The organism is Streptomyces sp. NPDC088124, from assembly GCF_040685895.1.
In the GTDB taxonomy this organism is placed as follows: Bacteria; Actinomycetota; Actinomycetes; order Streptomycetales; family Streptomycetaceae; genus Streptomyces.
In genome coordinates, this window is sequence record NZ_JBFBJB010000004.1 from 17,789 (window position 1) to 40,136 (window position 22,348).

Here is a 22,348-nt window from a genome sequence, read left to right on the forward strand (position 1 = left end):
GGAACGGTGGTCGTAGTGCCGACCATCAGCATCATCACGCCGGTCTATGACGGCGGCCACCAGTACTTGCTCGACGCGCACGCGTCCCTCTCGCAGCAGGAAATGCCACCGGGCTGGACGTGGGAGTGGATCGTCCAGGAGGACGGACGGACCCGCCGCCCCGGCGCACTCCTTCCCGCGGACGAGCGCATAAGGTACGCCGTCGGTACCCGCGGAGGAGCCGCCGTCGCTCGCACTCTTGGGCTGGCCCGAGCCACCGGTACTCTCGTGCGCGCGCTGGACGCCGACGACCTGCTTACCACCGGGGCGCTCGCGCGTGATATCAGCGAGCTGAAAGAACACCCGGACGCCGGATGGTGCATCTCCGGCTGTCTGGATCTACTGCCGGACGGGCGCCTGGCCGGCGGCCCGTATGACCCACCACCCGGCCCCCTCACCTACGAGTCGCTGCGCACCGCGTACGAAGAGGATCGCTTTCCCGTGGTGGGTACCCACCTGACTGCCCGCACCGGCCTCGTCCGAGCAGTGGGAGGGTGGCCGCCGCTACCGGCGCTTGAGGCTCTGGCTCTCGTGCTCGTATGCGCTGCCGTGGCTCCCGGTCGCATGCTCGGAACCCCCGGAGGCGTGTACCGGAAGCATGCCGCACAGACAACGGCGCAGCCTGAGTACCGCCACGAGGAAGAGTTCGCGACCCTTCGAGCAGCCATCATCTCTCGGCTCGACTCCCAACAGTTCGTGGGGTGGCAATGGCCCCGTTCCCAGAAGGACTGACGCCAGGGCGGACGATTTCCATCATGACGCCGATCCACTCCGCCCGAGTGGTGCACCTCCCGAGCGCATACGAGTCGCTCACTCACCGGACGCTGCCTGTCGGCCGGGCGTGGGAATGGCTCATCCAGGAGGATGGAGACGGCGTCAACGCTCAGGCGCGGGTACCGCGCGATCCGCGGATCCGAGTGGCGGCTCCCGACAGGGCGGCCCACATGTCGCCCGCACCGTCGCACTCGGAAGGTTCACCGGCGACCGGCTCCCCAGTGCCGGGAGCGCAGGCAACTCCTGGTACTCCAGCCGTAGATCGTGCTCTCGCTGGTCCGGGCGAGTGCGTAGGCGCCTGCGCCACCAGGTCCTGGGCGAAGTCGAGCGGTGTCCGGTTTTCGCCGATCCCGCTGCTTTGATGTGAGCCAGGGCAGTTGGGGCGTCGGTGCTCGGTGGTGCGCTGAGGCTGTGGTGGAGTCAGCCCAGCACTCCGGTGAGAGCGCGGGCGAGTACGGTGGCGAACCGGTCGCGGGAGGTACGTTCGAGCTGGGTGGCGGCAAGTACTGCGGCGATGCGGGGGTGGGTGCCGGCGTCGGCCACGTGACGCAGGTAGGAGGACTGGCGTTGGGCACCGGGGTCCGATGCAGCCAGTTCATTCTGGACGAACAGCGCGGTCAGCGCGTTCAGTACGGCGAATGCCTCGAGTTTGTGGGCGGGCTCGGCAGGGTGGTCGGCGAGTACGTCGAGTAGGTGCTCAAGCAGGTCGATGCCGTGCGGGCCGAGGCTGGGACGCGTAACGACCAGGACCGGCAGCCAGGGGTGGCGCCGCATGATCCTTCGGGCCTGGTGAGCGATCTCCAGGAGGTCCGCCTGCCAGTCGCCGCTCGGGGCGGGCAGGCGGTATTCGCGGGCGGTGCTGTCGATCATCAGGTCGAGCAGGTCGTCGCGGGTGGCGACGTAGCGGTAGAGCGAGGCGGCGCCGGTGCCCAGGGCCGCGGCGAGTCGGCGCATGGAGACGGCGTCGAGGCCCTCCTGGTCGGCCAGTTCCACTGCGGCGGCGGTGATTTCGGCCCGGCTGCGCTCGGCAGGGCGTCCGACCGGCGCCTGTTCCGGCCGCAGCCAGATCACTGGTTCCTGCTGTCCCGCCACTGTCACCTCCCGCGTTGCTCTCACCTTACCGTTCCGAGTACGGTGTTCGCGAACGATGTTTGCGATCGAGGAGAGGGAGTCGCAATGCCGCGCTTCGCCTACAACGACACAATCCAGATCGCCTTCGAAGACCTCGGCGGGGCGGGCGGCGACCCGCTGCTGCTGGTGATGGGACTGGGAACCTCGCGATTCTGGTGGCCGGACGCACTGGTGGACGAACTGGTCCACCGCGGCTTCCACGTCGTGGCCTACGACCAGCGCGACGCCGGCCAGTCCACACACCTGCCCGACCGCCGTGAAGGCCCACCGGTCGCAGCCCTACTCCGCCACGCACCCCCGGCCTACAGCGCCGAGGACCTGACCGACGATGCGGTCGCCGTACTCGACGCCCTCGGCTGGGAGCGCGCCCACCTTTTCGGCCACTCCATGGGCGGGCTCGTGGCACAGCGCACCGCGATCCGCCATCCCCGACGCGTGCACACTCTCACCACATCCTCGGCAGTGCCCAGCGACGTGAAGGGACTAGGTGTCCTGCGCTACCTGCGCTTGGCAACCGTGGCCCGTTTCGCCAGGTTGCATTACCCCGAGACCCCGCAGGGCAACCTGGCCCTGGCCCTGGCCATCGCCCGCATGACAGCCGCACCCGGCCAGCACATCGACGAGCACGACGTGCGTGAGTTCGTGGACAAAGAGGCCGCGCACCGGGTCGCCGGCTTCCGCGACCAGAAGGCACAGAGCCGCCAGATCGGTGCGAAGTGGCGCGGCGGCCCGCTCGCAAGAATCACCGCACCGACCCTGGTGCTGCACGGATCGGGAGACCCGCTGCTGCGCGTGTCCGCCGCACGCGACATCGCCGCCGCGATCCCCGGCGCCCGCCTCCGCACCCTGCCAGGCGTCGGCCACTTCCTCATCGGCGACATCTGGGCCACTTACGCCGACGAACTGCGTGCGCTCGCCGACCACGTCGACCACCAGCCACCCACTGTCTGTGAAGACTGAAGATCATGCGGTGGCCGCGGGTCACAACGCAGACCCTGCCCGCTGGCGGGAGGCGTTCGAGGTCCTGATGGGCCGGACAGCCGGCCGTTACACACGCGCCGAACCGCGCCGCCGTGTGCGGGACTTGGCGCTCGGGCTGCTGTCGGACCTGCCGCGCAAGAACTGCTGGAGCATCGCCGAGTGGGCCGGGAATACCCGTCCGGACGGCATGCAGCACCTGCTCGGCCGGACCAGGTGGGCTGCCGACGCTCTGCACGACGAGGACGCGGTGCTCGTCGTCGACAAGACCGGGGACGTGAAGAAGGGCACGCACACCATCGGTGTCCAGCGCCAGTACACCGGCACCGCCGGGAGGACCGAAAACGCCCAGGTCGCCGTCTACCCCGTCTACGCAAGCCGCCACGGACACGCGGCGGTGGACCGTGAGCTGTATGTCCCACGCTCGTGGACCACCGACCCCGACCGCTTATGTCCTCGCCGTCGCACGCTCCCACGAAGTCACCACCGGTGCCGGCAAGTTCCGCGCGGATACCCCAGCCGCGAAGGTACCGAAGCGGGCCTGGCAGAAGCTGTCGGCCGGGGCCGGCGCCAAAGGACACCGCTTCTACGACTGGGCCGTCATCGGCCTCGCCGAATCCCGGTCCGGCAGTCACCGCCTGCTGATCCGCCGCAACCGCACCACAGGTGAATTCGCCTACTACCGCTGCTGGTCACCGTCCCCGGTGCCCCCTGGCTACGCTGATGCGGGTCGCCGGATCGAGATGGCGAGTGGAGGAGACATTCCAGGCCGGAAAGGGTCTCGCGGGACTGGATGAGCACCAGGTCCGCCGCTTCACCTCGTGGTCCCGCTGGGCCACCCCGGCCATGCTCGCCCATGTCTTCCCCGCCGTCGTCCGCGCTGACAAACACGCCAGCCATCCCGCTCCGGACGGGCCGATCCCGCTCGCCTGCAACGAGATCCAGCAACTGACCGGCTCACCGTTAAGGTGCCGCTCATGTTCTTCCGCTGGGACTGGCTCCGGCCCGTACTGACCGCGCCGATCATGCCGACTCTCGGTATCCCCACCCTGACCCGACGCGGACGCGGCACCGTGAAGGTCTTCGCCTACGGGATCGGCAACGGCGTCGTCGAGGGGGCCGCCGAGCTGGCAGCCAAACTCGCCTCCGTACACGACGCGGCCAGCGCCCGAGTCGTACGCCCCCTCGGCCCCGACTCCACGCACCCGCGCGGCACCCGCGTCCAGCTGAAGGACTTCACCGCCGCCCCCTGCCCCGCCCCAGACGGCCCGGTCCGCCCCATCACCGACTGGCTGACCGCCGTGCAGGAGACCTTCGCCCCCTTCGCCAAAGACATGGCCGCCGACGGCCTGGCCTTCCTCCACACCCAGATGCAGGCGGGTAGGTGCGGCCCAGTTCTCGCCGCCGCCGTCGAGGACCGCATCGTGGGCGCCATCGGCCCCATGGAAGTACGCCCCGACGCGGCCGGATGCCCCCAGCTCATGCCCCAGTACTTCGCCGTCCTGCCCGAGGCACGAGGCCAGGGCCTGGGACGCGTCCTGTGGCGGGCCGCAATGCACTGGGGCCAATCCTGCGGCGCGGCCTACCAACTCCTCCAGACCGAGGTCGACGGCCCCTCCGACAGACTGTGCCAGTCCGAAGGACTGACCTCCCTCGGCTTCAGCCACAGCACACGGGCATAGCCACCAAGGTGCTTCGGCCCGTGCGCCGAGCAGGCTGCCGACCAGCAGGTTGACCGCGACGGGCCGGCGTGTGGGTATTTCGGCGGCCGAGACCGCGGCGAGGCGACCGAGCGCAGCGCGACCAGGACCATGACCAAGCCCATCGCTTGTTCGGGATGACGTCCGAGAGCGCGTTGAACCCGAACAGGCCGATCAACAGAGGCAGGCAAAACTCCGCGATACCCAACCCGATCATCCCGCCCGGAACGCCGACGCGAGAAGGCAGAAGGGGTGCCCCTGGTCGGAACACCCCTTCTGATCAGCACGTTCTCTGTCCTGTGCGGTGGGTGTGGGATTTGAACCCACGGTGACATCGCTGCCACGACGGTTTTCAAGACCGTCTGCATCCGTGAACGTCCGACTCTCTGACCTGCCCAGTTGCCGGGACTGCACCCCAGGGGTACTTCGCTGGCCCACACATGGCCCATGGCCTCTAATGGGCTACGCCCATAGCCGGCTGCAAAGAGTTCTATCGGCCGCCCCTCGCCCCCGGCGAAGCCCAGCGTCCCCGGTCACCCACACGGGCGAGAACGTTCACCGCAGGAACGCTTCCGCTTCCACCGGGCCTTCTCACAGACCGGTTCGGTGGATGTATGAGATGACGGTCAAGGTCTCCTCCTCGATGGTCCACGGCGAAGTGCAGTAGAGAACTCCTCCGGTCGCCGTCACAGGTTCGACGGAGCGATCCAGTTCGATGGAGTGGACGATCACAAGGGCGTTCTCTGGCGCGAACCTGCGCTGCCATTCGACCTCGGCCCGGGTCAGGATGATCTGGCTGCCGTCGGACGTGGTCCCCTTCACCTCTACGTGAAGCTTCTCGTCCCCTCGTGTCAGGTGCAGGTCGTACGGCTTGCTGGCGCCGACGTCCTTCACGGTCCATCCCTGGGCTTCGAAGTGCTCCGTGGCGAGCAGGACGCTGCGGTCCTCGATGGCCTTACGCTCGGCGGCGGTCATGAGGAACCCTTGACCGCCCCTGCGGGCGCTCCTGCGGTTCGCGGCGGTCGCCGCGCTCTGCGTTGCTTCTCGGACCTCCACCGGTAGGTCGCCGGGAATGTGGGTGGCGTCGTCCGCTGCCTTGTACAGGAGGCCTAGGAGCCGCGCCATGAAGAGCAAGTCTTGGCTCAGGACATCCGAGTTGGGGATGGCATCGCGTCGGTACTCGATGGCCAGGACGGTCCCGGGCTCGTAGCCCTTGCCGAGCTTCGTGCGAGCGTTGAGACGGATCTCCCTCAGCAAGTCAGCGCGCTCGCTGGCAAGGTGCTCGATGAGTGGGCGAGCCCAGTCGATGCGCTTCTTCAGGGCGGCGGGCTCTCGGGGCTTGAGCTCGCCAGCAATCCACTCGGTGGTGCCTTGCATGAGCGAGAGGTAGACGCGTTCACCGTCGGCGCTGAACAGATAGACGATGTACCAGCCGTCGGTCGCGCTCGGGGTTCTGCTCTTCGAATAGACGCGGGTCCATGCGACTTCAGACCTCTGGCCTGCCCCGTCCTTGCCCTCGACTCCGACATCGTCGAGAGGTATCTCAATGGCTACGGCGAGAGCCTCGGCATGCTCACGCAGCCAATCACGGATCTCGGTACGAACGACGACGCCACGGCGCTGCATGTCCTTGGTGTTCTTCGCCTGCCACACCTTCTGGAGGCCGAGCACCTCACTCAAGAGTTCATCCACGCCCGAACAGTAGCTACGCGCACTGACATCGGGCTGCGCAAGTCGATCTCGGATGCACTGCACCCCCGGCCGGGTGGGTGGTGGGTATGGACAGCGCGCTGCTGGCGCCGCGCGGCGTTTCCGCCGGCTGCCCTGGAGTGGCATCGGCGACAGCGGGGCGCTGTTCATGGAGTTTAACGGCCCAGTCCCTGGATCCGCTGGGCCGTCGTGCTGCCGAGACGCTTGCGTAGGCCGCTACGAGGCGAGATCAGCCCCGGAGTCGTTCTGCCCATCGATCTTTTTCTTGTCGGGAAGGTCAGGCGCTGGAACGGGGTCAAAATCCATCTCATCCACACGAACCCGCGCCCAGAACTGGCCGTCCAACGAGAACTTCGGTCGCGCATCGTCAGATGAGACAGGAACGAGACGGGTAGAGATCCATTCGCCCTTGACCGGTGCGGGCAATTCGAGCGCGCGGGCCGCGTGGGGGTGTGATCCTTGGTGCCCCAGCACGACGATGCCTCGTTGACGCAGCTGTATCCGTGCGTCGCGGGCTCGCTTCGGCGAGTCGTCCTGCTGAGCGACGGTCAACACCGTTTGGCGGCCGATGAGCCGATCCTGCACCTCAAGGAATAGCTGGTTCACCCGCTGCTGTCCCGATGAGGCTCGCCCAGGCCGTTTTGCACTGAGGATCCGCTTGCGTGTTTCGGGTTCCAGGTGAAGGAGCAAGTTCGTCGGAAGGTCTCTCTGGAGCCCACCCCAGAGCCAGTAGACATCGGACTTCGTGCTGGGATCGATCCTGCGCTTATTGTCTCGATTATAGGCGCGGACGAGTTCGCCATTCGCATCCGGCGCCTGCCTCCAGCGCAGGCGCTCATCGGTAACCCGAACTATGCCTGCGGCCCACTCGCTCTTGTCGTCGTTCATCCAGGTCAGGACTGCAACGTGGTTGGCACGGCCGCCACGGTCGCCGTGAGCAGCGCACAGATACATCTCCATCGGGATTTCCCAACCGCCGAGATCCTTGGAGAACTTGCAGTCGATGTCGAGCTCGGCGATGGACCAGTCGAGGTCCGCGCCGTTGTTGATGTCGAATTCCTTGGTGAGGTTCACCTCGACGGCCGTCCCGAGATACGTCTTCTCGGTCTTCGTCAGGTGCTGGTACGCCCAGCGCCCCGTCCGCCGGCCGTCAAGCAATTCGTCAAGGGAGTCACGTAGTGCCCATCGGAAGCGCTCCCGCGCCTCCGGCTGGTTGTGGAACCACTCCACAAACGGGGCAAGGTCATCGGGTACGGACTGCGTAAGCCCGGACTGGATCTGCCACTCGCGCGGCACCCTGCCCATGTCCCCGCGCGGGGGATCCCATGTGCGGAACGTATTGCGGCGCGAGTGCTTAGCCGCCAACGCTCGCGACTCCTGCATACCGGCCTGAGCGGCATCCTGCGGGAACGGCAAACCCATTTGTATCGTCACGCGTTGAAGTCTGACAGCAGGCACCAAGCCAAGTTCGACGAACCCCCACCACGGTCGGCACGATCGTCAAACAGCGGCAGGCGCATCCTGGACCGACCGGCGAACCGTCCACGTGTTAAGTCCCTGCAGGGCGTCCTCGCTGGGTTTGTCCCAGCCGAATGCGGCGCTGAGGATGTGCATGGCTAGCCGCGGGGGCACGGCATTGCCGATCTGCTGACCGACGTCACGTCCGGACCACGGGTAGTTGGTCGGAAATGTCTGAAGACGTCCCGCTTCGGAGAAAGAGAAGCGGTCGAGTTCGGAGCCGTCCAGGCCGACCACGCGGTTGCGGGAGATCTTCCCTGTGACCGTGGCGGACGGCTCTTCGGACCGCCTGCGGCCCCGGGCCTTCGGGTCGCCCCCAGTGCCATAGTTGGAGATGACCTCGAAAGCGGTCGGTCGGCTGACCACGTCGGCCATCGTCCGCCACGGCAACAGACTCGCGTCCCCGGAGTCTCGGGCTACGCCTTTGCGGTAGGTGCGGTGTGTCGCTGTTGGAAGCTTCACCCGGTCCTTGCCGTATCGGGCGACCAGGACTGCCCGCCGACGGGTCTGCGGTACGCCGAACGCTTCGGTGTGCAGAATGTCGCAGTCGACCTTGTAGCCCTCCCTTTCCAAGGCCTTCCCGTACTCCTTCCAGACCGGAAGTACGGCGGGCACCTGCTCAAGGACGATCGCCCGGTAGGGGCGGTCGAGCTTGTCGATGGCGTCGAGCGCCCAAATGAGAGGTTGCAGGACGAGGCCTGTCCGCTCGTCGTCCAGCTTGGCAAGGTCCTTCTCGATCTCTTCGCGGTCCTCGCGGGCAACGAGACGATCGACGAACCTCAGGACTTCTTCGAGGGCTCGGCGGCCCACGCCTGTTCCCGCGACGGTGAAGGTCTGGCAGGGAGGACCGCCGGCCAACACGTCAGCCTCGGGAAAGTCGGACGGCCCATACATGCGAACATCGCCCTCGGCGGTCGCCAGACCTGCGGCCCGGCGGGTAGTGCATGCCGCCGAGTCCCATTCGATGCCCACCGTAGGAACACCAAGCGTCTCCGCTGCCACGTCGAGCCCGCCGGGGCCGGCGAAGAGGTCCACGATTTTGGTGGGCTGCACTCGGGTCTCCAGATGTGTCGTTACGGGGCGACGGTGCTCCGAGCTCGGTGAGCCCGGTTGCCCGCTCTGACTGTCGCTTGCCGGCGACCATGCAGCGTACCGCGAGGCACGGACAGGAAAGCCTCATGCTCTCGTGGGGTCACCCCGCCGTGCCCCCGGTGCTCTCGTGGGGTCACCCCGCCGTGCCCCCGGGCTCCCGCGCAACGACGAGGACCCGTCCCCTGTTGCTGTTCTACCCACTCGCTTTCCAACTGTCCGCGCGGCCGTACGAGGGCGTTCGTAGGGGTTCGCGGGGCTGGTCAGAGGGGGTGCGCGTACGGTGGCGGCCGTCGGCGCACTGGAAAAAGATCAGGACAACGAGCGGCTCAGAGTCGAGGTCTCACGAGAGGGGACTGCTCATGATTCAAGCTGTGGCTGAGCCGGTGCGTCGCTCGGGCGCCGGGGCGCTACGACCTGTGGTGCCGTCTCAGGAGTCACGGGTGTCCATCCACCTGCAGTGGATTCGACCAGTTCCAGGAAGTCCTTGTGTGCTCGCTTGGTGGAATCAAGCACCTCGTGCCATGTTTTTCGAGTCACGTTGGGGTCGTTCTCAAGCGATGAGATTGATACCTCGTCGAGGCGGTCAATGCTATCGACCACAAAGGTCAGCCTACGGTAGGGAAACTGGCGTCCCAGCTCGGGGTTATCGTCGAGGAACTTGCGCAATGAATGGAGATATCGCATTGCGTTCAGGAATTCTGCGTCGGTCAGCTTATAGCCGAGCCTCTTGATTTCTACGATCCAGAGAACCCCTGAGTCGTGAAGCAGCACAAAATCAGGCTCTTTCGCCTTCCGTTCGATCGCTGTGGTGTTGATTTCGATGCTGTACTTCTTGGCGTACCAAGCTTCGAAACTCGCTCTGACTCGTTTTAGGGACTCGTTCATGCCCAGCGGCGTCCACTCGGGAGCCAGGAGCCACGGCGCCTGCTCGATTAGCTCTTGGAGTGGCCTCTCCAGAGTTCTTCCATCGGAAATCAGCGCCTCCAGCTTTGCCACAACCTCCAGCCGTTCGGCTGCTACCTGACCCAGAGAATACATTTCCGCTATGTGTGCCTTCTGGAAGAGGTCCATGACGGCATCCACGGTGGTTTCGGTCGTGTCGGCCACTTCCCGGAGTGCCTGGAGAAGGCTTCGATGTGGGCCGAGGGACATTGCTAGATTGCTGATACGTTCCACATGTTCAGGATTTCGGAGTGAGTCATTGTCCGTATCTCTAACGAGGAGAGCAGCCGCTTCTTTAACGGAGTCTCTGTAAACCGGGTCTGCTGGCGCTGCTTCGATCAATCTCTGTTCCAGGCTTGACGTTTCCATGAAGAAGCGTGTCTTTGCGCGCCGAATATGTTCTTCGCTGCGCTTCGCGAGCTCCTTCATCAGCGCCTGACCCCACTGGCTCAGAGCTTCTCCTAGGTCAGAAGACCAGATGATGTCTTGCCTATCAGATCTGACTAGATCCTCGTCCTCATCCAGCCATTCGGCGTGGAGCTCACCCACAATGGAGCTTCGCAGTTTGAACTCTCCGGTGAATCCCGTGGCAATTCCGAAATCCATCGTTTGTGCCACGAACTTTCCGCGTGCGTAGATTCGCACGCCAGCCATGTTGGAATCCTTGTAGGATTTCTCGCTGTATGCGACGTATCCGGTTACCGGGAGGAAGGATGATTCGAATGGTACGGGTCTATCGGTGAGCTCAATCCTAGTTCCCTCCAGTAGATCAATCTTGAGTTGTCCAAGTGTAAACTGATCGGTCAAAGATGAAGAATTTTTCACACATACTCGCCAGTCGGCACGTTCAAGGCCGAATCGTGCAGCGAGTTGCCTATTCAGCTCTTCCTTGCTGGGGACGCGCTTACGCGAGAAGTTCCTCAACTTGATCGTGGTTCCGTGGTCCTCAGACCATGTGCCGTCCAGCTCACCAATCTCGGGATGATAGTTCTTTTCCGTGTCTGCAAGCATGTCGGTAAGGTTGAGGATTAAATGCGAGGTGCGATATCCGTTCTCGGTCTTTTCGCCACCAGCAGAGACGACCTCCACAGTTTTGCAGATGCCGAATGGGGCGAGTTTTCCGATGCCCTTTCTGCCCATCACGGGGCGGTTCTTGCCTCGGGATTTATCGCTACCCGTTCGGGTGCGCCTGTCTGCGCCAACGGTCAGGTAGTGCTGATTAATCTCGGAAGGGGTCATCCCGTGGCCATTGTCGGAAATTGTGATTTCGTATTGCGCGGAGAGGTTGGGCGCCTTGGGGTCGAAGAGGAAAGCTCCCCAAGGCACTGTGACAGTGACGTCTTCTGCATCCGCGTCGTACGAGTTGGCAATGAGTTCAGCCAAGACGGCCGAAACGCGGTCGTAGAGTTTGATGCCGAGCTTGTCGATCGTGAGCCGGCTGATGCGCATCGTGTAGACGTGTGCAGACTCGCTGCTGGGTGAGTCCGCTGCTGACTGCTCAGGCCCGGCGAGGGCGGGCATGGGAAGCTGTTCCGGCTGGTTCGACGGGTCCGACATCAAGTCCCCCTGGTCCGGCGGCAGTGAATCAGACATTCTGCATGATGTGTCGTCAGCTTGACTAGGGTGCATGCGGGTTGCAGGGGGCGCGAACCATGGTCATGAGGCGCAACGTTGAGCTAACATCCAGCCGTGACGAAGCCAACTGCCATCGACCTCTTCGCAGGAGCCGGCGGAGCCACCCAGGGCCTCGTGGGGGCTGGCTTCTCTGTCCTAGGCGCGGTCGAGAACGACTCTGATGCGGCTGCAACACACGCCAAGAACCATCCAGGTTCCCATCTGTGGGAAGCGGATATACGCTCGCTACAGGCTTCCGCAATGCGTAGGCAGTTGGGGTTGGCCCCGGGCGAATTGACACTGTTGAAGACGTGTCCCCCTTGTCAGGGATTTTCGTCGCTTGCGTCTGGCAAGGGGCTGACTGACCATGAGCGTAACGATCTCGTTTTGCATACAGTCAGATTCGTGCGCGCGCTAATGCCGCAGTCCGTTCTATTGGAAAATGTTCCCGGACTAGGGAAAGATACGCGTCTCCAAAGCGTGCGGGATTCGCTTCGATCTCTTGGTTACGTCTCGATGGTTTACCGGTTCGAGGCATCCGATTTTGCTGTGCCGCAACGTAGGCGTCGTCTAATCATGCTCGCTGTCAGAGGGAAGAGACGGATCCTCCCTCAAGATATTACCGAGGTAATTCCCGACCTGCGCGGTTCTGTGTCGGTCAGGGTCGCATTCTCCGAACTGGAAGCGGCTAAGAGGGTGGATGACCCCCTTGATCGCTATCGGAAAAGTTCTGACAAGGTTAGGCGTCGCATTGAGTCGATCCCTATTGGCGGGGGGCGCCTAGACCTGCCGGAGGAGCATCAGCTCGATTGCCACAAGAAGGTTGGCGCGAAGCATGCCACCGCTTCGTACGGCCGCATAAAGTGGGATTCTCCTGCGTCAACGATGACCACCCGCTGTACTACTCCCGCTTGCGGTACGTTCGTTCATCCGGAACAGCATCGCGGCATCACGCTGAGGGAAGCTGCTACATTGCAGACCTTTCCGACGGACTATGACTTTCAAGGCGACTACGGGTCAATTGAGCGACAGATCGGAAATGCCGTGCCTGTCCGTATGGCAACCGTTCTTGGAATGGCTGTGCGGCGGACGCTGAATATTTAATCCGAGCCAATTGCCGTGCAGAAATATCCAGCAGGTAGGTGAAATCACGACCGGTGAGTCCTTGCTTGGAGGTCGCGCCCGTCTTCCGTGTGTACGGTTCAGGAAGGGAGGAACCCTGGCTTCTCCCTTCCTAGATCTTGCAGGTGGTTCAGGTAGTCCTGGGCAGCCGGTTCGGTGCTGTAGCGCTGCCTCATAACGGCTGCGAGTTCTCGACTGGTCATGATCAGGGACGGGACGGACTGACGCTCGCCCTGAAGAGCGCGTCCGCCGTGGATAAGGGCTTGTTCGAGGTCGCCCTCTCGCGCTGCGGTGACCCCCAGAGTTACCCGTGCTTCGGCGTTCCGCATGGGTGACCGCTCTGTGCCGTCGAAGTCAGTTCCCGCACGCAGAACCTCATCCGCGAGTGTCCGCGCAAGTTGGTTCTCCCCCACCAGTCGGTAGCAGTCCATCGCGTAGAAGTCGAACTTCGCGGGGTCGACAACAAAGTGATTGTCTAGGTTCTCGGGATACGGCATTCCCTCAAGCAGTTGGCGCCCCTTGTCGAGGGCCACCTCAACCTGCCGGCGGTCCCCGAGTCGCGCCCATGCCTTGGCTTCCTGCCCGGCGAGCTGTACGGCGACGCCATGGTGTGTTGCGGTCTCTGCCCCGGCTTGCGCTGCCGCGATGACCCCGCGGTAGTCGCCGGTCGTGAGGGCGAACCATGCCCGCATCTCGTGTGCCCACCCCGCCACCTCGGAGTGGTCGGACTCGGTCGCGAGCGAGAGAGCGGCACGCCGCGTTGACTCAGCCGCGTGGCGGTCACCCGTGTCGTACTCGACACAGCCGACCAACAATGCGAGCCAACCCGACAGCGCGAGCACCTCGCGATGCTGGGCAAGCGTGAGGCTCTTCGTGTGCAGGTCGACAACGCGGCGAAGCCACTGCCGACCCTCGATAAGAAGTTGGGCACTGGGCATGAACGGGTACTCGGAGCAGAGGCGGTCCGTGGTGATCCTTAGCGCATCGAGCGTCGCGCTGTCGACATCGGACCGGTTCAGGCGGCTCACGATCTCTAGAGTCTCCATCCCGCTCGCGGCCAAGATCTCCTTGTCCCCGTCCCGGCGGGACGGGGCAGGGAAGAGCGCGTGCGTCACCGTGCCGAACGTGGCCGCGATGATCGGTTGGTAGAAGTCGTTCGGTGCCTGGCCGGACTCCCAGCGCTTCCACTGGCGAATCATGCTGTCCTCTGCCGGCAGCTCCGTGGGGGCGTGCGCACGCAGGGCCCGGACCGCGTCACGCTGTGACCAGTCACGCGCCTGTCGTTCGGCGGCAATACGTCGCGCCCATGCGGGCCTGTCGTCAGTCATGCGCCCTCCGATGAGTGCCTCTACTCCGAGTCTCGCGCGCGGGCCAGGGGGACAGGGAAGGGGACAGGGGGGTGTCACCGGACATGTCCCTACCTCCCTTTCGCCGTCCCCTGGCTGTCACTTACCTCACACACTCCGTTACTCCCATGCTGGTTGCAGATCAAGCGCCACCTGGTACGGAGCGGCTTTCCAGCGCTTCGAGTCGTTCGGACAACGCTTTGAGTTGGGAGCGGATTTCCTTGATGTCATCACGTACGTCGCCGCCCGGGGTAGACCCGTCACTGACGAAGTTGCCCAGGTTCCCCGCCGACACGATCAACCCCTCGGTACGGAGTGCGGCTAGCCCGTTCTGGATGGTCTGGCTGGCGTACCCGAAGCGGTCCATCAGCTCTCGCTGAGTGGGGAGCTTCTCCCCCGGCTTCATCTTCTTGATGTCGTCGCGGAGCGCGTCCGCGACCTGCACCGCCTTCGGCTTGGGCCCTCCTGTGACAGTCATGCCTTGAGGGTACTCACCACAGCGAACTAGTACGCATCACCTCGCATGGGTTGTGCACCACAGCAGACTAGTGCAAGCTAGTCATCAAGCGATCGCCCCGATCTAAAGAGGGGAGTCGCTTGACCTGCACTAACGCCCGGAGGAAAGCCCGCAGGGGTGAGTACGAGGGAAGCGGTCGTTCCTTGACAACTGAATCGTGTGCCGCTCCAGCCACCTGCACTCGGGTGGTCGATGGGGCCGCCTCCAGCCCGGGATGTTTACGGACTAGGGAGGCCGTCTCCGGCCCTGACAAGGGCTCGGGAGACCGCCGGAGTGATCCGGCCGCACGCTGCCGCGTCGTGGGTTACGTGGTCCGGGGCAACCAACCTCCCCGGGGCATCAAAAGGGGCGCTGTCCACCGAGTCACCCGGGGGTGGGCAGGGGCCGCACAGTCTGCGCGGCCAGTGGTCACCCGGCATCACCAGCTTTTTCACCTGGAGGTTCGCATGATCCGCCGACATACGCCGGCGCCGTCGTGGATCGACACGGCGGCGCCGGTACGCCTTACCGCATGACCAGCCGCGTAGGACTGCCCCGGGCCTGATGTCCGGGGCGTCTGGCGTGGTTCGACCTGTCTCCGCGGCGCTCCGAGCGCTTCGGCCGGTTGCCTGATCCACCTGGACGCGTGCCGGGTGGTGAGGGGGAGCCGGAGAGGACTCCGTGCACCACGCAGAACGGCCCCGTCCCGGCGTTGCACCGCCGGAAACGGGGCCTGAGACCGCACCCCTATACGCGTAGGAGGGCGATCCTGTGATGGATCGTAGTCACGTACAGCCCCTGTCCGCACCGGCGGCCGATGACAAGCCGCCGCTTCCCGTACGTCGGCCCGGGGCGAGCAATCCCCCCAAGCCCCGCGCGGCGTTCTCCGTGCTGCTGGCCGGGTGGTCGCTGTGACGGACGCCGAACGCGCTGAGCTGGCCCGCAAGGTCGCGGAAGCCAACCGCCGTAGCCGCAACAACGCCGGGAAGAACGGCTGACGCTCAACTGCCCCGATGGTCGCAGGCCGGGTTCGACTCCCTGCCGGGGCACTCCACCCACGAACGGCGAACGGCCCCGGGTTGCCTCCCGGGGCCGTTCTTCGGGCCGTTCCACCTGCTAGGGAGAGCACGACCCATGAGAATCATCGTTGCCGGTCACACGGCCGTTACGCCGGATGAGTTCGTAGAACTGGCGCTCGGTACGCCCCTCGATCTGTGGTTGGGGGTGGAGGGCGAGAGCGAGATGGAGCGGGCCGCGCGTATGGACGCGGCGCGGGACATCCTCGCGGAGGAGCCCGGCCTGCTCGACCGGGTGTCGCAGGTCGCCGCGCAGGCGATCGAGGCGTACGCCCCGGAGCTGTTCCGCCCGGTCCCGCTCTCCGTCTCCCGGGCCGCCGCCCGGCGCCGGACACGTGCCGGCGGGGAGGTAGCGGCATGAGCGACCTGGAATCGAGCCTCACGGCCGCGCACGCGGAGGTGAAGGCGGAGATCGCCCGGACCGACTCCAAGACGTCGTTACTGCTCGCCTTCGTCGGCGCGCTGCTGGCCGGTGTGTGGACGGTCGCCAAGGATGTCCACCTCCCCGTGGCCGCGCTTGTGGTCGGCGGCGCGGGTGTCGCGCTGCTGATCGCTGTGGCAGCGGTGTTGCTGCGCGCGGTCCGCCCGAACATGTCCGGCGCGGCCGTCGCCGGTTTCCCGCTGTGGGCGACGCTCACGGCCGAGGAGATCCGGGAGCGGCTGGTCGAGGACCGACGCGGGGAGGACATCGCGAACCTCTCCCGGATCGCCGTCCGTAAGTTCGCCGGTCTGCGGTGCGCGGTCGATCTGACGCGCGCGGCCGGTGTGCTGCTGATCGTGGCCGCTGTGATCGCGGTGGGGGGTGCGTTGTGAGCGAGGCTCTGACGGCTCTGGCCGCTGCTGTTCCGCTCGCGGCTGGCTGGTCTCTGCACAGCACGTTCCTGCGCCGCCGCATTGAGACCGCGCGGCGCGACCCGCTGACCGGGCTGCCGACGCGGGACGCGTTCACCGAGTGCGCGACGCGGATCCTGGCCGGTGGCCCGAGCGCGGTGTACCTGATCGATCTGGACCGGTTCAAGGAAATCAACGACGCTCACGGCCACGCGGCCGGGGACGCGGTCATCCGCGCCACCGGCGGGCGGCTCGATGCGTGGGCCCGGTTCAACGAAGGGCTGGCGGGGCGGTTCGGCGGGGATGAGTTCGCCGCCGTCGCCCCCGCCCGCAGCCTCCCCGAACTCCACTGGACGCTGCGCGAGCTGACCCGCTCGCTCACCGGCCCGGTCGATGTCGACGGCCACCAGCTGGCGGTCGGCGCGTCCATCGGTGCCATCAGGGCCACCACCGCCACGGGCGCCGAGGGTCTGTCCGTGTTGCTGCGGGCGGCGGATGAGGCGATGTACGGGGCGAAGCAGACCGGCGGCGGATGGCAGATCGCCACTGACCCCACCCCGGCGTGCGGGACGGCGAACGGCCGTCGCGACGGCCGGCCGGGCACCACCCACACGCGGACGGAGGACCTGGCATGACTGCCACCCTGGTACTGAATGATCTGGCGGTTCCGCTGCGGGCGCTGCGGATGCTGGCGGTCGACTTCCCCGACCTGCCCGCCGTCGAAGCGCAGATGTCGCCCATCTACCCAAACCGGCTCGACCTCGGCCTGCATGACGACCTGGCCGCGTTCGAGATGTGGCGGACGGCCCTCGGTATCCCGGGCGAGGTGGTCACCTTCCACCAGGAGCCCGGCGGCACCTCCATGTGGCTGAACTGTCGCACCGAGTACGCGGGGGCGGACCTGCATCTGACCGGCTTCGGCCGTCTGCCGCAGACCGCCCTCACGTTGAACGAGGTGGGGTCATGAGCGAGACCGTCGCGCGGCGGGAGGTCCCGCCGCTGACCGGCCCGGAGCAGGGCCTGATGGGTCTGGCCGCGCTGGCGGCGGCCGGGGTCGGCGCTCTGGGGCTCGCGTCGTCGTTCAGCGCGGTGTCCGAGGCGGCGGCCCGGTGGGACTTCGCCTCGCCGTGGATGCTGCCGATCGGGATCGACATCGCGATCCCGGTGTTCACCGCCGCCAACCTCCTGCTGATCCGCATGGACATGCCCCTCGCCTGGGTGCGGTTCGTGCCCTGGATCCTCACGGGGGTGACGTGCTGGCTGAACATCGCGGCCGGTACCTCGCTGTCCGCGAAGGTCGCGCACGCGACGATGCCGCTGCTGTGGGTGGTGTTCTCCGAGATCATCGCGCACGTCTACGCGGTGCGGATCGGCGCGGCCACCGGCAAGCGGATGGAGAAGATCCGCCGCTCCCGCTGGCTCCTCGCCTTCCCCTCTACCTTCGCCCTGTGGCGCCGGATGACCCTGTGGGAGATCACCTCCTACGGTGACGCGCTGGCCCGCGAGCGGGAACGCCAGTTGGCACGGGCCGACCTGCGCGAGCGGCACGGCCGCCGCTGGCGGTCGAAGACGCCCCGCCGCGAACGCGTCCTGCTGAAGTTGGGCGAACTCACCCCCACCGACACCACCCCGACCACCCCAGGAGCAAACCAGGATGAAACATTCCTGGCTACCGTAAATCAGTCGGGGTCTGACCTGGGAGAGTCGACCCCCGCATCCACCGCCCCCACGGGCGAACCGCCCGCCGCCGAGTCGACCGACCCCACCCCGGCAGTCGAGCCGGTGACACCGGTCGACGCGGCGCCCGTAGTCGAGTCTCCCGGGCCGGTTGAGTCGCCCCCGGCGACCCGACCGGAGAAGCCCGCCCCCGCCCGACCCGCGCGCCGAGCGTCGACCGGCCGCGTTCCCGAGTCGGCCCGTACTCCCCGCCCGATCCGCACCCGGGATCAGCTTCTGATTGAGGCCCGGACCGCGACAGCCGGTTGGCCGGATGCCGAGTTGACCGGTGAGGCGATCCGGAAGGCGGTCCGTACGTCGTCCGCGAACGGCCGGATGCTGCGGGACGCGCTGCGTGCCGAGCGCGGCGAGCCGGATCCGGGTACTGAGGCGACGGCCGCGTAATGGCCGGCCGGTTCTGGGACCCGGACGGGACCCGGCACGGCGGTATCCCCACCTACCCGTTCCGCCTCGCCCCGGAGGGACTGGCCACGCGCCGTCAACTCCGCGCGGCGGGACTGCGGCCGGGCGGCCAGGACATCGCCGCCCAACTCCTCTGGTACTCCAGCCGCTACCGCCGCAAGGGCCGTTCCCCGGTCCGCGTCGCCTACCTCTACCGCATCGACCGCGCCCTACCGGTCCGGCCGATGACACCCGCGAAGTGGGCCGCGCTCGCCAAAGCAAACACCGCCCGACGCATCTGCACCGAGTGCCGCACGGACGCCGGATACGTCGTCCCGACCTCGCTCGGCATGTGCGTGACCTGCCACGACTCCGAGGAACGGCGCGCTGCGTGATCCGGAGGGGGACAAAACGTACCCCTCGGCAAAGAGGTACGGACTGTACCCCTTACCTCCCAGTAGAGCCCTCACCATCTGTGCACCGGGTCCGGCCGTCCGACCTTCCACAGCAAGCCGGCCGGACCCTTCGACTCCCGAAGGAGTAGGTACATCGTGACCGAGAATCCTGTGTTCGGGCCCCCGGAACCGCCGGAGAGCCCCGACGGACCGACAGCGGACGTGCTGCCGTTCCAGCTCAAGAAAGACACCAACCCGCCGCCCGCCGTCGAAGCGGCGGCCGTGGGAGTGGTGAAGCCGGGCGAGTGGGAGGCCGAACTCCCCGACGACGATCCCGAAACCGAGGGCCTGACCGAGGGCGCCCCGGTCGATCCGCCGCGCGAGGTCTACCCGCCCTCGGTGGCGGAGTGGATGGAGGCCAAGGACAAGACCCGTCTGCCGGTGCTGCCGAACTGGGTCAAGCTCCCCGACCAGCGCCGTGCCGTACGCAAGTGGGCGCTGCGGCACTACTCGGCGGTGGCCGGCTACCACGCGGTGCGCCTGCCCTGCATCTACACGCCCAAGGTCCTTTGGTACTCGCCCCGCGGTGCGTGGCGGTGGTCGGCGGCGGTGGGCCGGTGGGTGTTCGACGCGGAGGGCAAGGGCCTGCGGCTGGCCGCCGTGGCAGCCGAGGACGCGGGCGAGTACCTGAAGCTCTCCCGTCAGCGCAACGACCGCGTGCGCCTGCGCGGGATCGTGGCCACGCTGGCCGGGTTCGTCGGTCTGGCCGCCGCCCTGACCCTGTATGTCATGGCGCCGTCCTGGCTGCTCATGCTGGCCATGGCCACGCTGACGACCACGCTGGGTGTGGTCGGGGCGCCGGCGGACCGGCCGCTCATCGACATGGCAAAGGTGACGTTCCGCAAACGGCGCCTGTCCTCCGACATCGTCATCCGCGCCCACGAAGCAGCCAAGCTCACCAGCAAAGACCAGTCCATCGCCTTCCCCCAGCCGATCGGCCGGGACGGCGACGGGTGGCGCGTGGTGGTGGATCTGCCCTACGGCAAGACGTTCGAGGACGCGCTGAACGCCCACGGCCGGCTCGCCTCCGGCATGGACATTGCCCCCACTCAGCTCTTCCTCGACAAGGACGAGACGAGCGGCCGGCGGGTGTCGTACTGGATCGCCGACCGTGACCCCCTCGCCGTCCCATCGGGGAAGTCCCCGCTGCTGGGAGCGACACGGGTGGACTTCTGGAAGCCGTTCCCCTGGGGCGTGGATGAGCGGGGCAACCCGGTCATGGCCACGATGCTGTGGCTGTCCCTCCTGGTCGGCGCCGTGCCCCGGCAGGGCAAGACGTTCTCCGCGCGGACGATCGCGCTGGCCGCCGCGCTGGACCCGTACGTCAGGTTGTACGTGTTCGACGGGAAGGCATCGCCGGACTGGCGCAAGTTCGCCCTGGTCGCCCACCGGATCGGGTTCGGGATCGTCCCGAAGAACGGGTTCGACCCCGTCGGGCATCTGCTCACCTCACTGCGGGAGTTGAAGGCGGACGTCGAGGACCGCTACCACCGGCTCTCGGAACTGCCGCTGCACATCTGCCCGGAGGGCAAGCTCACCCCGGAGATCAGCCGGGACCGCAAGCTGAACATGCCCCTCACCCTGTTCGTCGTGGATGAGGTGCAGGAGTACTTGCAGCACCCGGAGCACGGCAAGGAGATCCTGTCCCTGCTGGTCTACCTCGCCCGGGTCGCCCCGGCCGTCGGCGTGAGCGTGATGACGTCGACGCAGAAGCCGGACGACAAGGCGTGCCCCTCCGAGCTGCGTGACCAGCACCAGGCCCGGTTCGCGCTGCGGGTGGGCGCCTACCAGGTCTCGGACACCATCCTCGGCGCCGGCTCCTACAGCGAAGGCTTGGACGCGTCCAAGCTGCTCAAGTCCCACAAGGGTGTGGGGCTGCTCAAGGGCATGTCGGACGACTCCGGGATCGTGCGGACCTACCTGGCCGACGGCCGCGACGCGGAGCGCATCCTCACCCGCGCCGCCGCGCTGCGCGAGGCCGAGGGCACGCTGTCCGGCGACGCGGCCGGCGAGGCCCCGGCGCCGGAGACGTCCGCGACGGTCCTGGACGACGTGGCGGCCGTCCTCGGCAAGGGCGAGGCCAAGGTGTGGTCCGAGACCATCGTGGACCGCCTCGCCGACCTGCGCCCGGACGTCTACGGGCCGTGGGCCGAACTGGAGCCCAAGCCCAAGGCCGAAGCGCTCACCGCCGCGCTCAAGCCGTTCGGCGTGGCCACCGACCAGATCAGCCGGCGCATCGAGGGCAAGCAGGTCAACAAGCGCGGCATCAAGCGCGATGACCTCGCCGCCGCGATTACGCAGCGCAACGAAAAGCGGGACGCCGGATAGGTCCTCGCGACCCGCTACCGGTAGCGGCACCCGTCGCTACCGGTAGCGACCCTGCTAGCGACCCAAACCACGCTTGATCAGGTCGCTAGCGGCTAGCGGCCCACCTGCGGAAACCCTTCAAACACCCCCTGGAAGGCACCTGATGAGCCTTGTCCTCGTTGCTGTCGCCTGCCTGTTCATCGTCACGTTCGGTTACATCGTCAAGTGCTGGTTGAGCCCGTTCGGGGACTGCCGCCGCTGCGACGGCATGGGCCACGACCTCACCACCGACCGCAAGGGACGACCCAAGCGCGGCCGGGACTGCCGCCGCTGCGACGCCACCGGCAAGCGCATACGCGCCGGCCGCTGGATCTACCACCGCGCCGCACGCACCTACCGCGCCGGCACCCGCTGACCAACCCTCGGAGACGCCCGTGACCCTGACCATCCCGCTCGTACTGCTCCTCGCCGCCGTCCTCGCCCTGCTGCTGCGCTTCCGCGCGCTCGGTGCCGGGGCGGCCGTCGCCGCCGCGCTCTTCGGCTTCTACCTCGCCGGCACCACAGCGAGCGACACCGTCAACGAACTCGTCACCGCCGTCACCGGCGCACTCACCGGTATCGGCCGATAGAACCGGGAGACCAGCACGTGAACGAACCCACCGCACACCGTCCCGTGCCCGTGGACATCCACCACCCCACCCCGATCACCGGCACGCACACCGCGCCGCTCGTACCCGTACAGCCCGACACCGTGCCCACCGTGGCGAGCATCGTCCTGCCCGACGGCCGCATCGTCACCGGCTACGCGATCGAACCGACCAAGACCGCACCGGCCACGGCCAAACCGGCCGTATCTCGTACCGCGCTGAACGTCGCGCTCGGCGGGATCGGGTTCCTCGCGGTCAGCTGTGGGCTGCTCATGCTGACCACGTTCATCGCCGCACTCGCCGCGCTCATCCAGCAGCTCATCATCCTCGCCGCCGTCATCTTCGGCGGCTGGATCGCCGTACAGGTCCTCGGCAACCGCGACACCAGCGGCGGGACCACGGTGAACATCCGCAAAGCCGTCATCAAGCGCAACCACTTCCACCGCTGACAA

At 66.5% G+C, this 22,348-nt stretch carries 22 protein-coding genes, 1 tRNA gene and 1 pseudogene; 16 read left to right on the plus strand and 8 right to left on the minus strand.

The genetic code is table 11. The annotated features are described in order from the left end of the window. Positions 1 to 15 precede the first annotated feature (15 nt). Complete coding sequence (locus tag AB0P17_RS04000; RefSeq protein ID WP_365807366.1) at positions 16 to 771, plus strand: glycosyltransferase; 756 nt, start codon at positions 16 to 18, stop codon at positions 769 to 771. Positions 772 to 1,233: 462 nt separating this feature from the next. Here AB0P17_RS04000 and AB0P17_RS04005 read toward each other — a convergent pair whose 3' ends face one another. Then, on the minus strand, positions 1,234 to 1,905 hold the full coding sequence (locus AB0P17_RS04005) for a TetR/AcrR family transcriptional regulator C-terminal domain-containing protein (RefSeq protein WP_365807368.1): 672 nt from the start codon (positions 1,903 to 1,905) through the stop codon (positions 1,234 to 1,236). An 84-nt stretch (positions 1,906 to 1,989) separates the two neighbouring features. On the opposite strand from AB0P17_RS04005, the gene AB0P17_RS04010 reads away from it, so the two are divergent. The 3 genes and pseudogenes from AB0P17_RS04010 (at position 1,990) to AB0P17_RS04020 (ending at position 4,604) form a co-directional block, all read left to right on the plus strand. Further along, positions 1,990 to 2,904: an alpha/beta hydrolase gene (locus AB0P17_RS04010; RefSeq protein ID WP_365807370.1), complete on the plus strand. Its 915-nt coding sequence runs from the start codon at positions 1,990 to 1,992 to the stop codon at positions 2,902 to 2,904. A gap of 67 nt (positions 2,905 to 2,971) precedes the next feature. Next, positions 2,972 to 3,873, plus strand: a pseudogene (locus AB0P17_RS04015) (transposase); the annotation flags it as partial. 26 nt (positions 3,874 to 3,899) lie between these two features. After that, positions 3,900 to 4,604 carry a GNAT family N-acetyltransferase gene (locus AB0P17_RS04020; protein ID WP_365807372.1) on the plus strand — a complete coding sequence of 235 codons (705 nt, stop codon included), beginning with the start codon at positions 3,900 to 3,902 and terminating at the stop codon, positions 4,602 to 4,604. 323 nt (positions 4,605 to 4,927) lie between these two features. Here AB0P17_RS04020 and AB0P17_RS04025 read toward each other — a convergent pair. The 5 genes from AB0P17_RS04025 to AB0P17_RS04045 all read right to left on the minus strand — a co-directional run bounded on the left by AB0P17_RS04025 (position 4,928) and on the right by AB0P17_RS04045 (position 11,477). Continuing rightward, a tRNA-Ser gene (locus AB0P17_RS04025) sits at positions 4,928 to 5,039 on the minus strand. A 174-nt stretch (positions 5,040 to 5,213) separates the two neighbouring features. After that, entirely contained in the window at positions 5,214 to 6,314 is a 1,101-nt protein-coding gene (locus AB0P17_RS04030; RefSeq protein ID WP_365807374.1) for a DUF3578 domain-containing protein, read from the minus strand. 234 nt (positions 6,315 to 6,548) lie between these two features. After that, entirely contained in the window at positions 6,549 to 7,766 is a 1,218-nt protein-coding gene (locus tag AB0P17_RS04035) for a NaeI family type II restriction endonuclease (protein WP_365807375.1), read from the minus strand. Between the two features lie 66 nt (positions 7,767 to 7,832). Next, positions 7,833 to 8,903, minus strand: coding sequence for a DNA cytosine methyltransferase (locus tag AB0P17_RS04040; RefSeq protein ID WP_365807377.1), 1,071 nt, complete (start codon positions 8,901 to 8,903; stop codon positions 7,833 to 7,835). Positions 8,904 to 9,299: 396 nt separating this feature from the next. Continuing rightward, on the minus strand, positions 9,300 to 11,477 hold the full coding sequence (locus AB0P17_RS04045; protein ID WP_365807378.1) for an ATP-binding protein: 2,178 nt from the start codon (positions 11,475 to 11,477) through the stop codon (positions 9,300 to 9,302). Positions 11,478 to 11,573: 96 nt separating this feature from the next. Between AB0P17_RS04045 and AB0P17_RS04050 the strand changes: the two genes are divergently transcribed. Further along, on the plus strand, positions 11,574 to 12,602 hold the full coding sequence (locus AB0P17_RS04050; RefSeq protein WP_365807380.1) for a DNA cytosine methyltransferase: 1,029 nt from the start codon (positions 11,574 to 11,576) through the stop codon (positions 12,600 to 12,602). A 98-nt stretch (positions 12,603 to 12,700) separates the two neighbouring features. On the opposite strand, the gene AB0P17_RS04055 is transcribed toward AB0P17_RS04050, so the two are convergent. Further along, positions 12,701 to 13,948, minus strand: a complete 1,248-nt coding sequence (locus AB0P17_RS04055; RefSeq protein ID WP_365807382.1) for an XRE family transcriptional regulator — start codon at positions 13,946 to 13,948, stop codon at positions 12,701 to 12,703. 160 nt (positions 13,949 to 14,108) lie between these two features. Further along, positions 14,109 to 14,444 (minus strand): winged helix-turn-helix domain-containing protein, encoded by a 336-nt coding sequence (locus AB0P17_RS04060; protein WP_365807384.1) that lies wholly within the window; start codon positions 14,442 to 14,444, stop codon positions 14,109 to 14,111. 789 nt (positions 14,445 to 15,233) lie between these two features. Between AB0P17_RS04060 and AB0P17_RS04065 the strand changes: the two genes are divergently transcribed. The 11 genes from AB0P17_RS04065 (at position 15,234) to AB0P17_RS04115 (ending at position 22,345) form a co-directional block, all read left to right on the plus strand. After that, positions 15,234 to 15,377, plus strand: coding sequence for a hypothetical protein (locus tag AB0P17_RS04065; protein ID WP_365807386.1), 144 nt, complete (start codon positions 15,234 to 15,236; stop codon positions 15,375 to 15,377). Between the two features lie 219 nt (positions 15,378 to 15,596). Then, on the plus strand, positions 15,597 to 15,899 hold the full coding sequence (locus tag AB0P17_RS04070) for a hypothetical protein (protein ID WP_365807387.1): 303 nt from the start codon (positions 15,597 to 15,599) through the stop codon (positions 15,897 to 15,899). Further along, entirely contained in the window at positions 15,896 to 16,351 is a 456-nt protein-coding gene (locus tag AB0P17_RS04075) for a Pycsar system effector family protein (protein WP_365807389.1), read from the plus strand. Before AB0P17_RS04070 ends, AB0P17_RS04075 begins: the two co-directional genes overlap by 4 nt. Beyond that, complete coding sequence (locus AB0P17_RS04080; protein WP_365807391.1) at positions 16,348 to 17,004, plus strand: GGDEF domain-containing protein; 657 nt, start codon at positions 16,348 to 16,350, stop codon at positions 17,002 to 17,004. Before AB0P17_RS04075 ends, AB0P17_RS04080 begins: the two co-directional genes overlap by 4 nt. Continuing rightward, complete coding sequence (locus AB0P17_RS04085; protein WP_365807393.1) at positions 17,001 to 17,336, plus strand: hypothetical protein; 336 nt, start codon at positions 17,001 to 17,003, stop codon at positions 17,334 to 17,336. The genes AB0P17_RS04080 and AB0P17_RS04085 overlap by 4 nt, the downstream gene beginning before the upstream one ends. Further along, entirely contained in the window at positions 17,333 to 18,490 is a 1,158-nt protein-coding gene (locus AB0P17_RS04090) for a DUF2637 domain-containing protein (RefSeq protein ID WP_365807395.1), read from the plus strand. The genes AB0P17_RS04085 and AB0P17_RS04090 overlap by 4 nt, the downstream gene beginning before the upstream one ends. Further along, positions 18,490 to 18,882 (plus strand): RRQRL motif-containing zinc-binding protein, encoded by a 393-nt coding sequence (locus tag AB0P17_RS04095; RefSeq protein ID WP_365807396.1) that lies wholly within the window; start codon positions 18,490 to 18,492, stop codon positions 18,880 to 18,882. The genes AB0P17_RS04090 and AB0P17_RS04095 overlap by 1 nt, the downstream gene beginning before the upstream one ends. A gap of 156 nt (positions 18,883 to 19,038) precedes the next feature. Continuing rightward, entirely contained in the window at positions 19,039 to 21,270 is a 2,232-nt protein-coding gene (locus AB0P17_RS04100) for a cell division protein FtsK (RefSeq protein WP_365807397.1), read from the plus strand. Positions 21,271 to 21,412: 142 nt separating this feature from the next. After that, entirely contained in the window at positions 21,413 to 21,664 is a 252-nt protein-coding gene (locus AB0P17_RS04105) for a hypothetical protein (protein ID WP_365807398.1), read from the plus strand. 19 nt (positions 21,665 to 21,683) lie between these two features. Then, entirely contained in the window at positions 21,684 to 21,878 is a 195-nt protein-coding gene (locus AB0P17_RS04110) for a hypothetical protein (RefSeq protein ID WP_365807400.1), read from the plus strand. Between the two features lie 17 nt (positions 21,879 to 21,895). Continuing rightward, complete coding sequence (locus tag AB0P17_RS04115) at positions 21,896 to 22,345, plus strand: hypothetical protein (protein WP_365807402.1); 450 nt, start codon at positions 21,896 to 21,898, stop codon at positions 22,343 to 22,345. The last annotated feature ends 3 nt before the right edge of the window (positions 22,346 to 22,348 follow it).

Excerpts from the sequence above, each read along its gene's own strand:
- AB0P17_RS04010 (WP_365807370.1), top strand. The coding sequence starts at position 1,990 with ATGCCGCGCTTCGCCTACAACGACACAATCCAGATCGCCTTCGAAGAC.
- AB0P17_RS04020 (WP_365807372.1), top strand. The coding sequence starts at position 3,900 with ATGTTCTTCCGCTGGGACTGGCTCCGGCCCGTACTGACCGCGCCGATC.
- AB0P17_RS04045 (WP_365807378.1), bottom strand. The coding sequence starts at position 11,477 with ATGTCTGATTCACTGCCGCCGGACCAGGGGGACTTGATGTCGGACCCG.
- AB0P17_RS04055 (WP_365807382.1), bottom strand. The coding sequence starts at position 13,948 with ATGACTGACGACAGGCCCGCATGGGCGCGACGTATTGCCGCCGAACGA.
- AB0P17_RS04060 (WP_365807384.1), bottom strand. The coding sequence starts at position 14,444 with ATGACTGTCACAGGAGGGCCCAAGCCGAAGGCGGTGCAGGTCGCGGAC.
- AB0P17_RS04070 (WP_365807387.1), top strand. The coding sequence starts at position 15,597 with ATGAGAATCATCGTTGCCGGTCACACGGCCGTTACGCCGGATGAGTTC.
- AB0P17_RS04075 (WP_365807389.1), top strand. The coding sequence starts at position 15,896 with ATGAGCGACCTGGAATCGAGCCTCACGGCCGCGCACGCGGAGGTGAAG.
- AB0P17_RS04085 (WP_365807393.1), top strand. The coding sequence starts at position 17,001 with ATGACTGCCACCCTGGTACTGAATGATCTGGCGGTTCCGCTGCGGGCG.
- AB0P17_RS04090 (WP_365807395.1), top strand. The coding sequence starts at position 17,333 with ATGAGCGAGACCGTCGCGCGGCGGGAGGTCCCGCCGCTGACCGGCCCG.
- AB0P17_RS04095 (WP_365807396.1), top strand. The coding sequence starts at position 18,490 with ATGGCCGGCCGGTTCTGGGACCCGGACGGGACCCGGCACGGCGGTATC.
- AB0P17_RS04105 (WP_365807398.1), top strand. The coding sequence starts at position 21,413 with ATGAGCCTTGTCCTCGTTGCTGTCGCCTGCCTGTTCATCGTCACGTTC.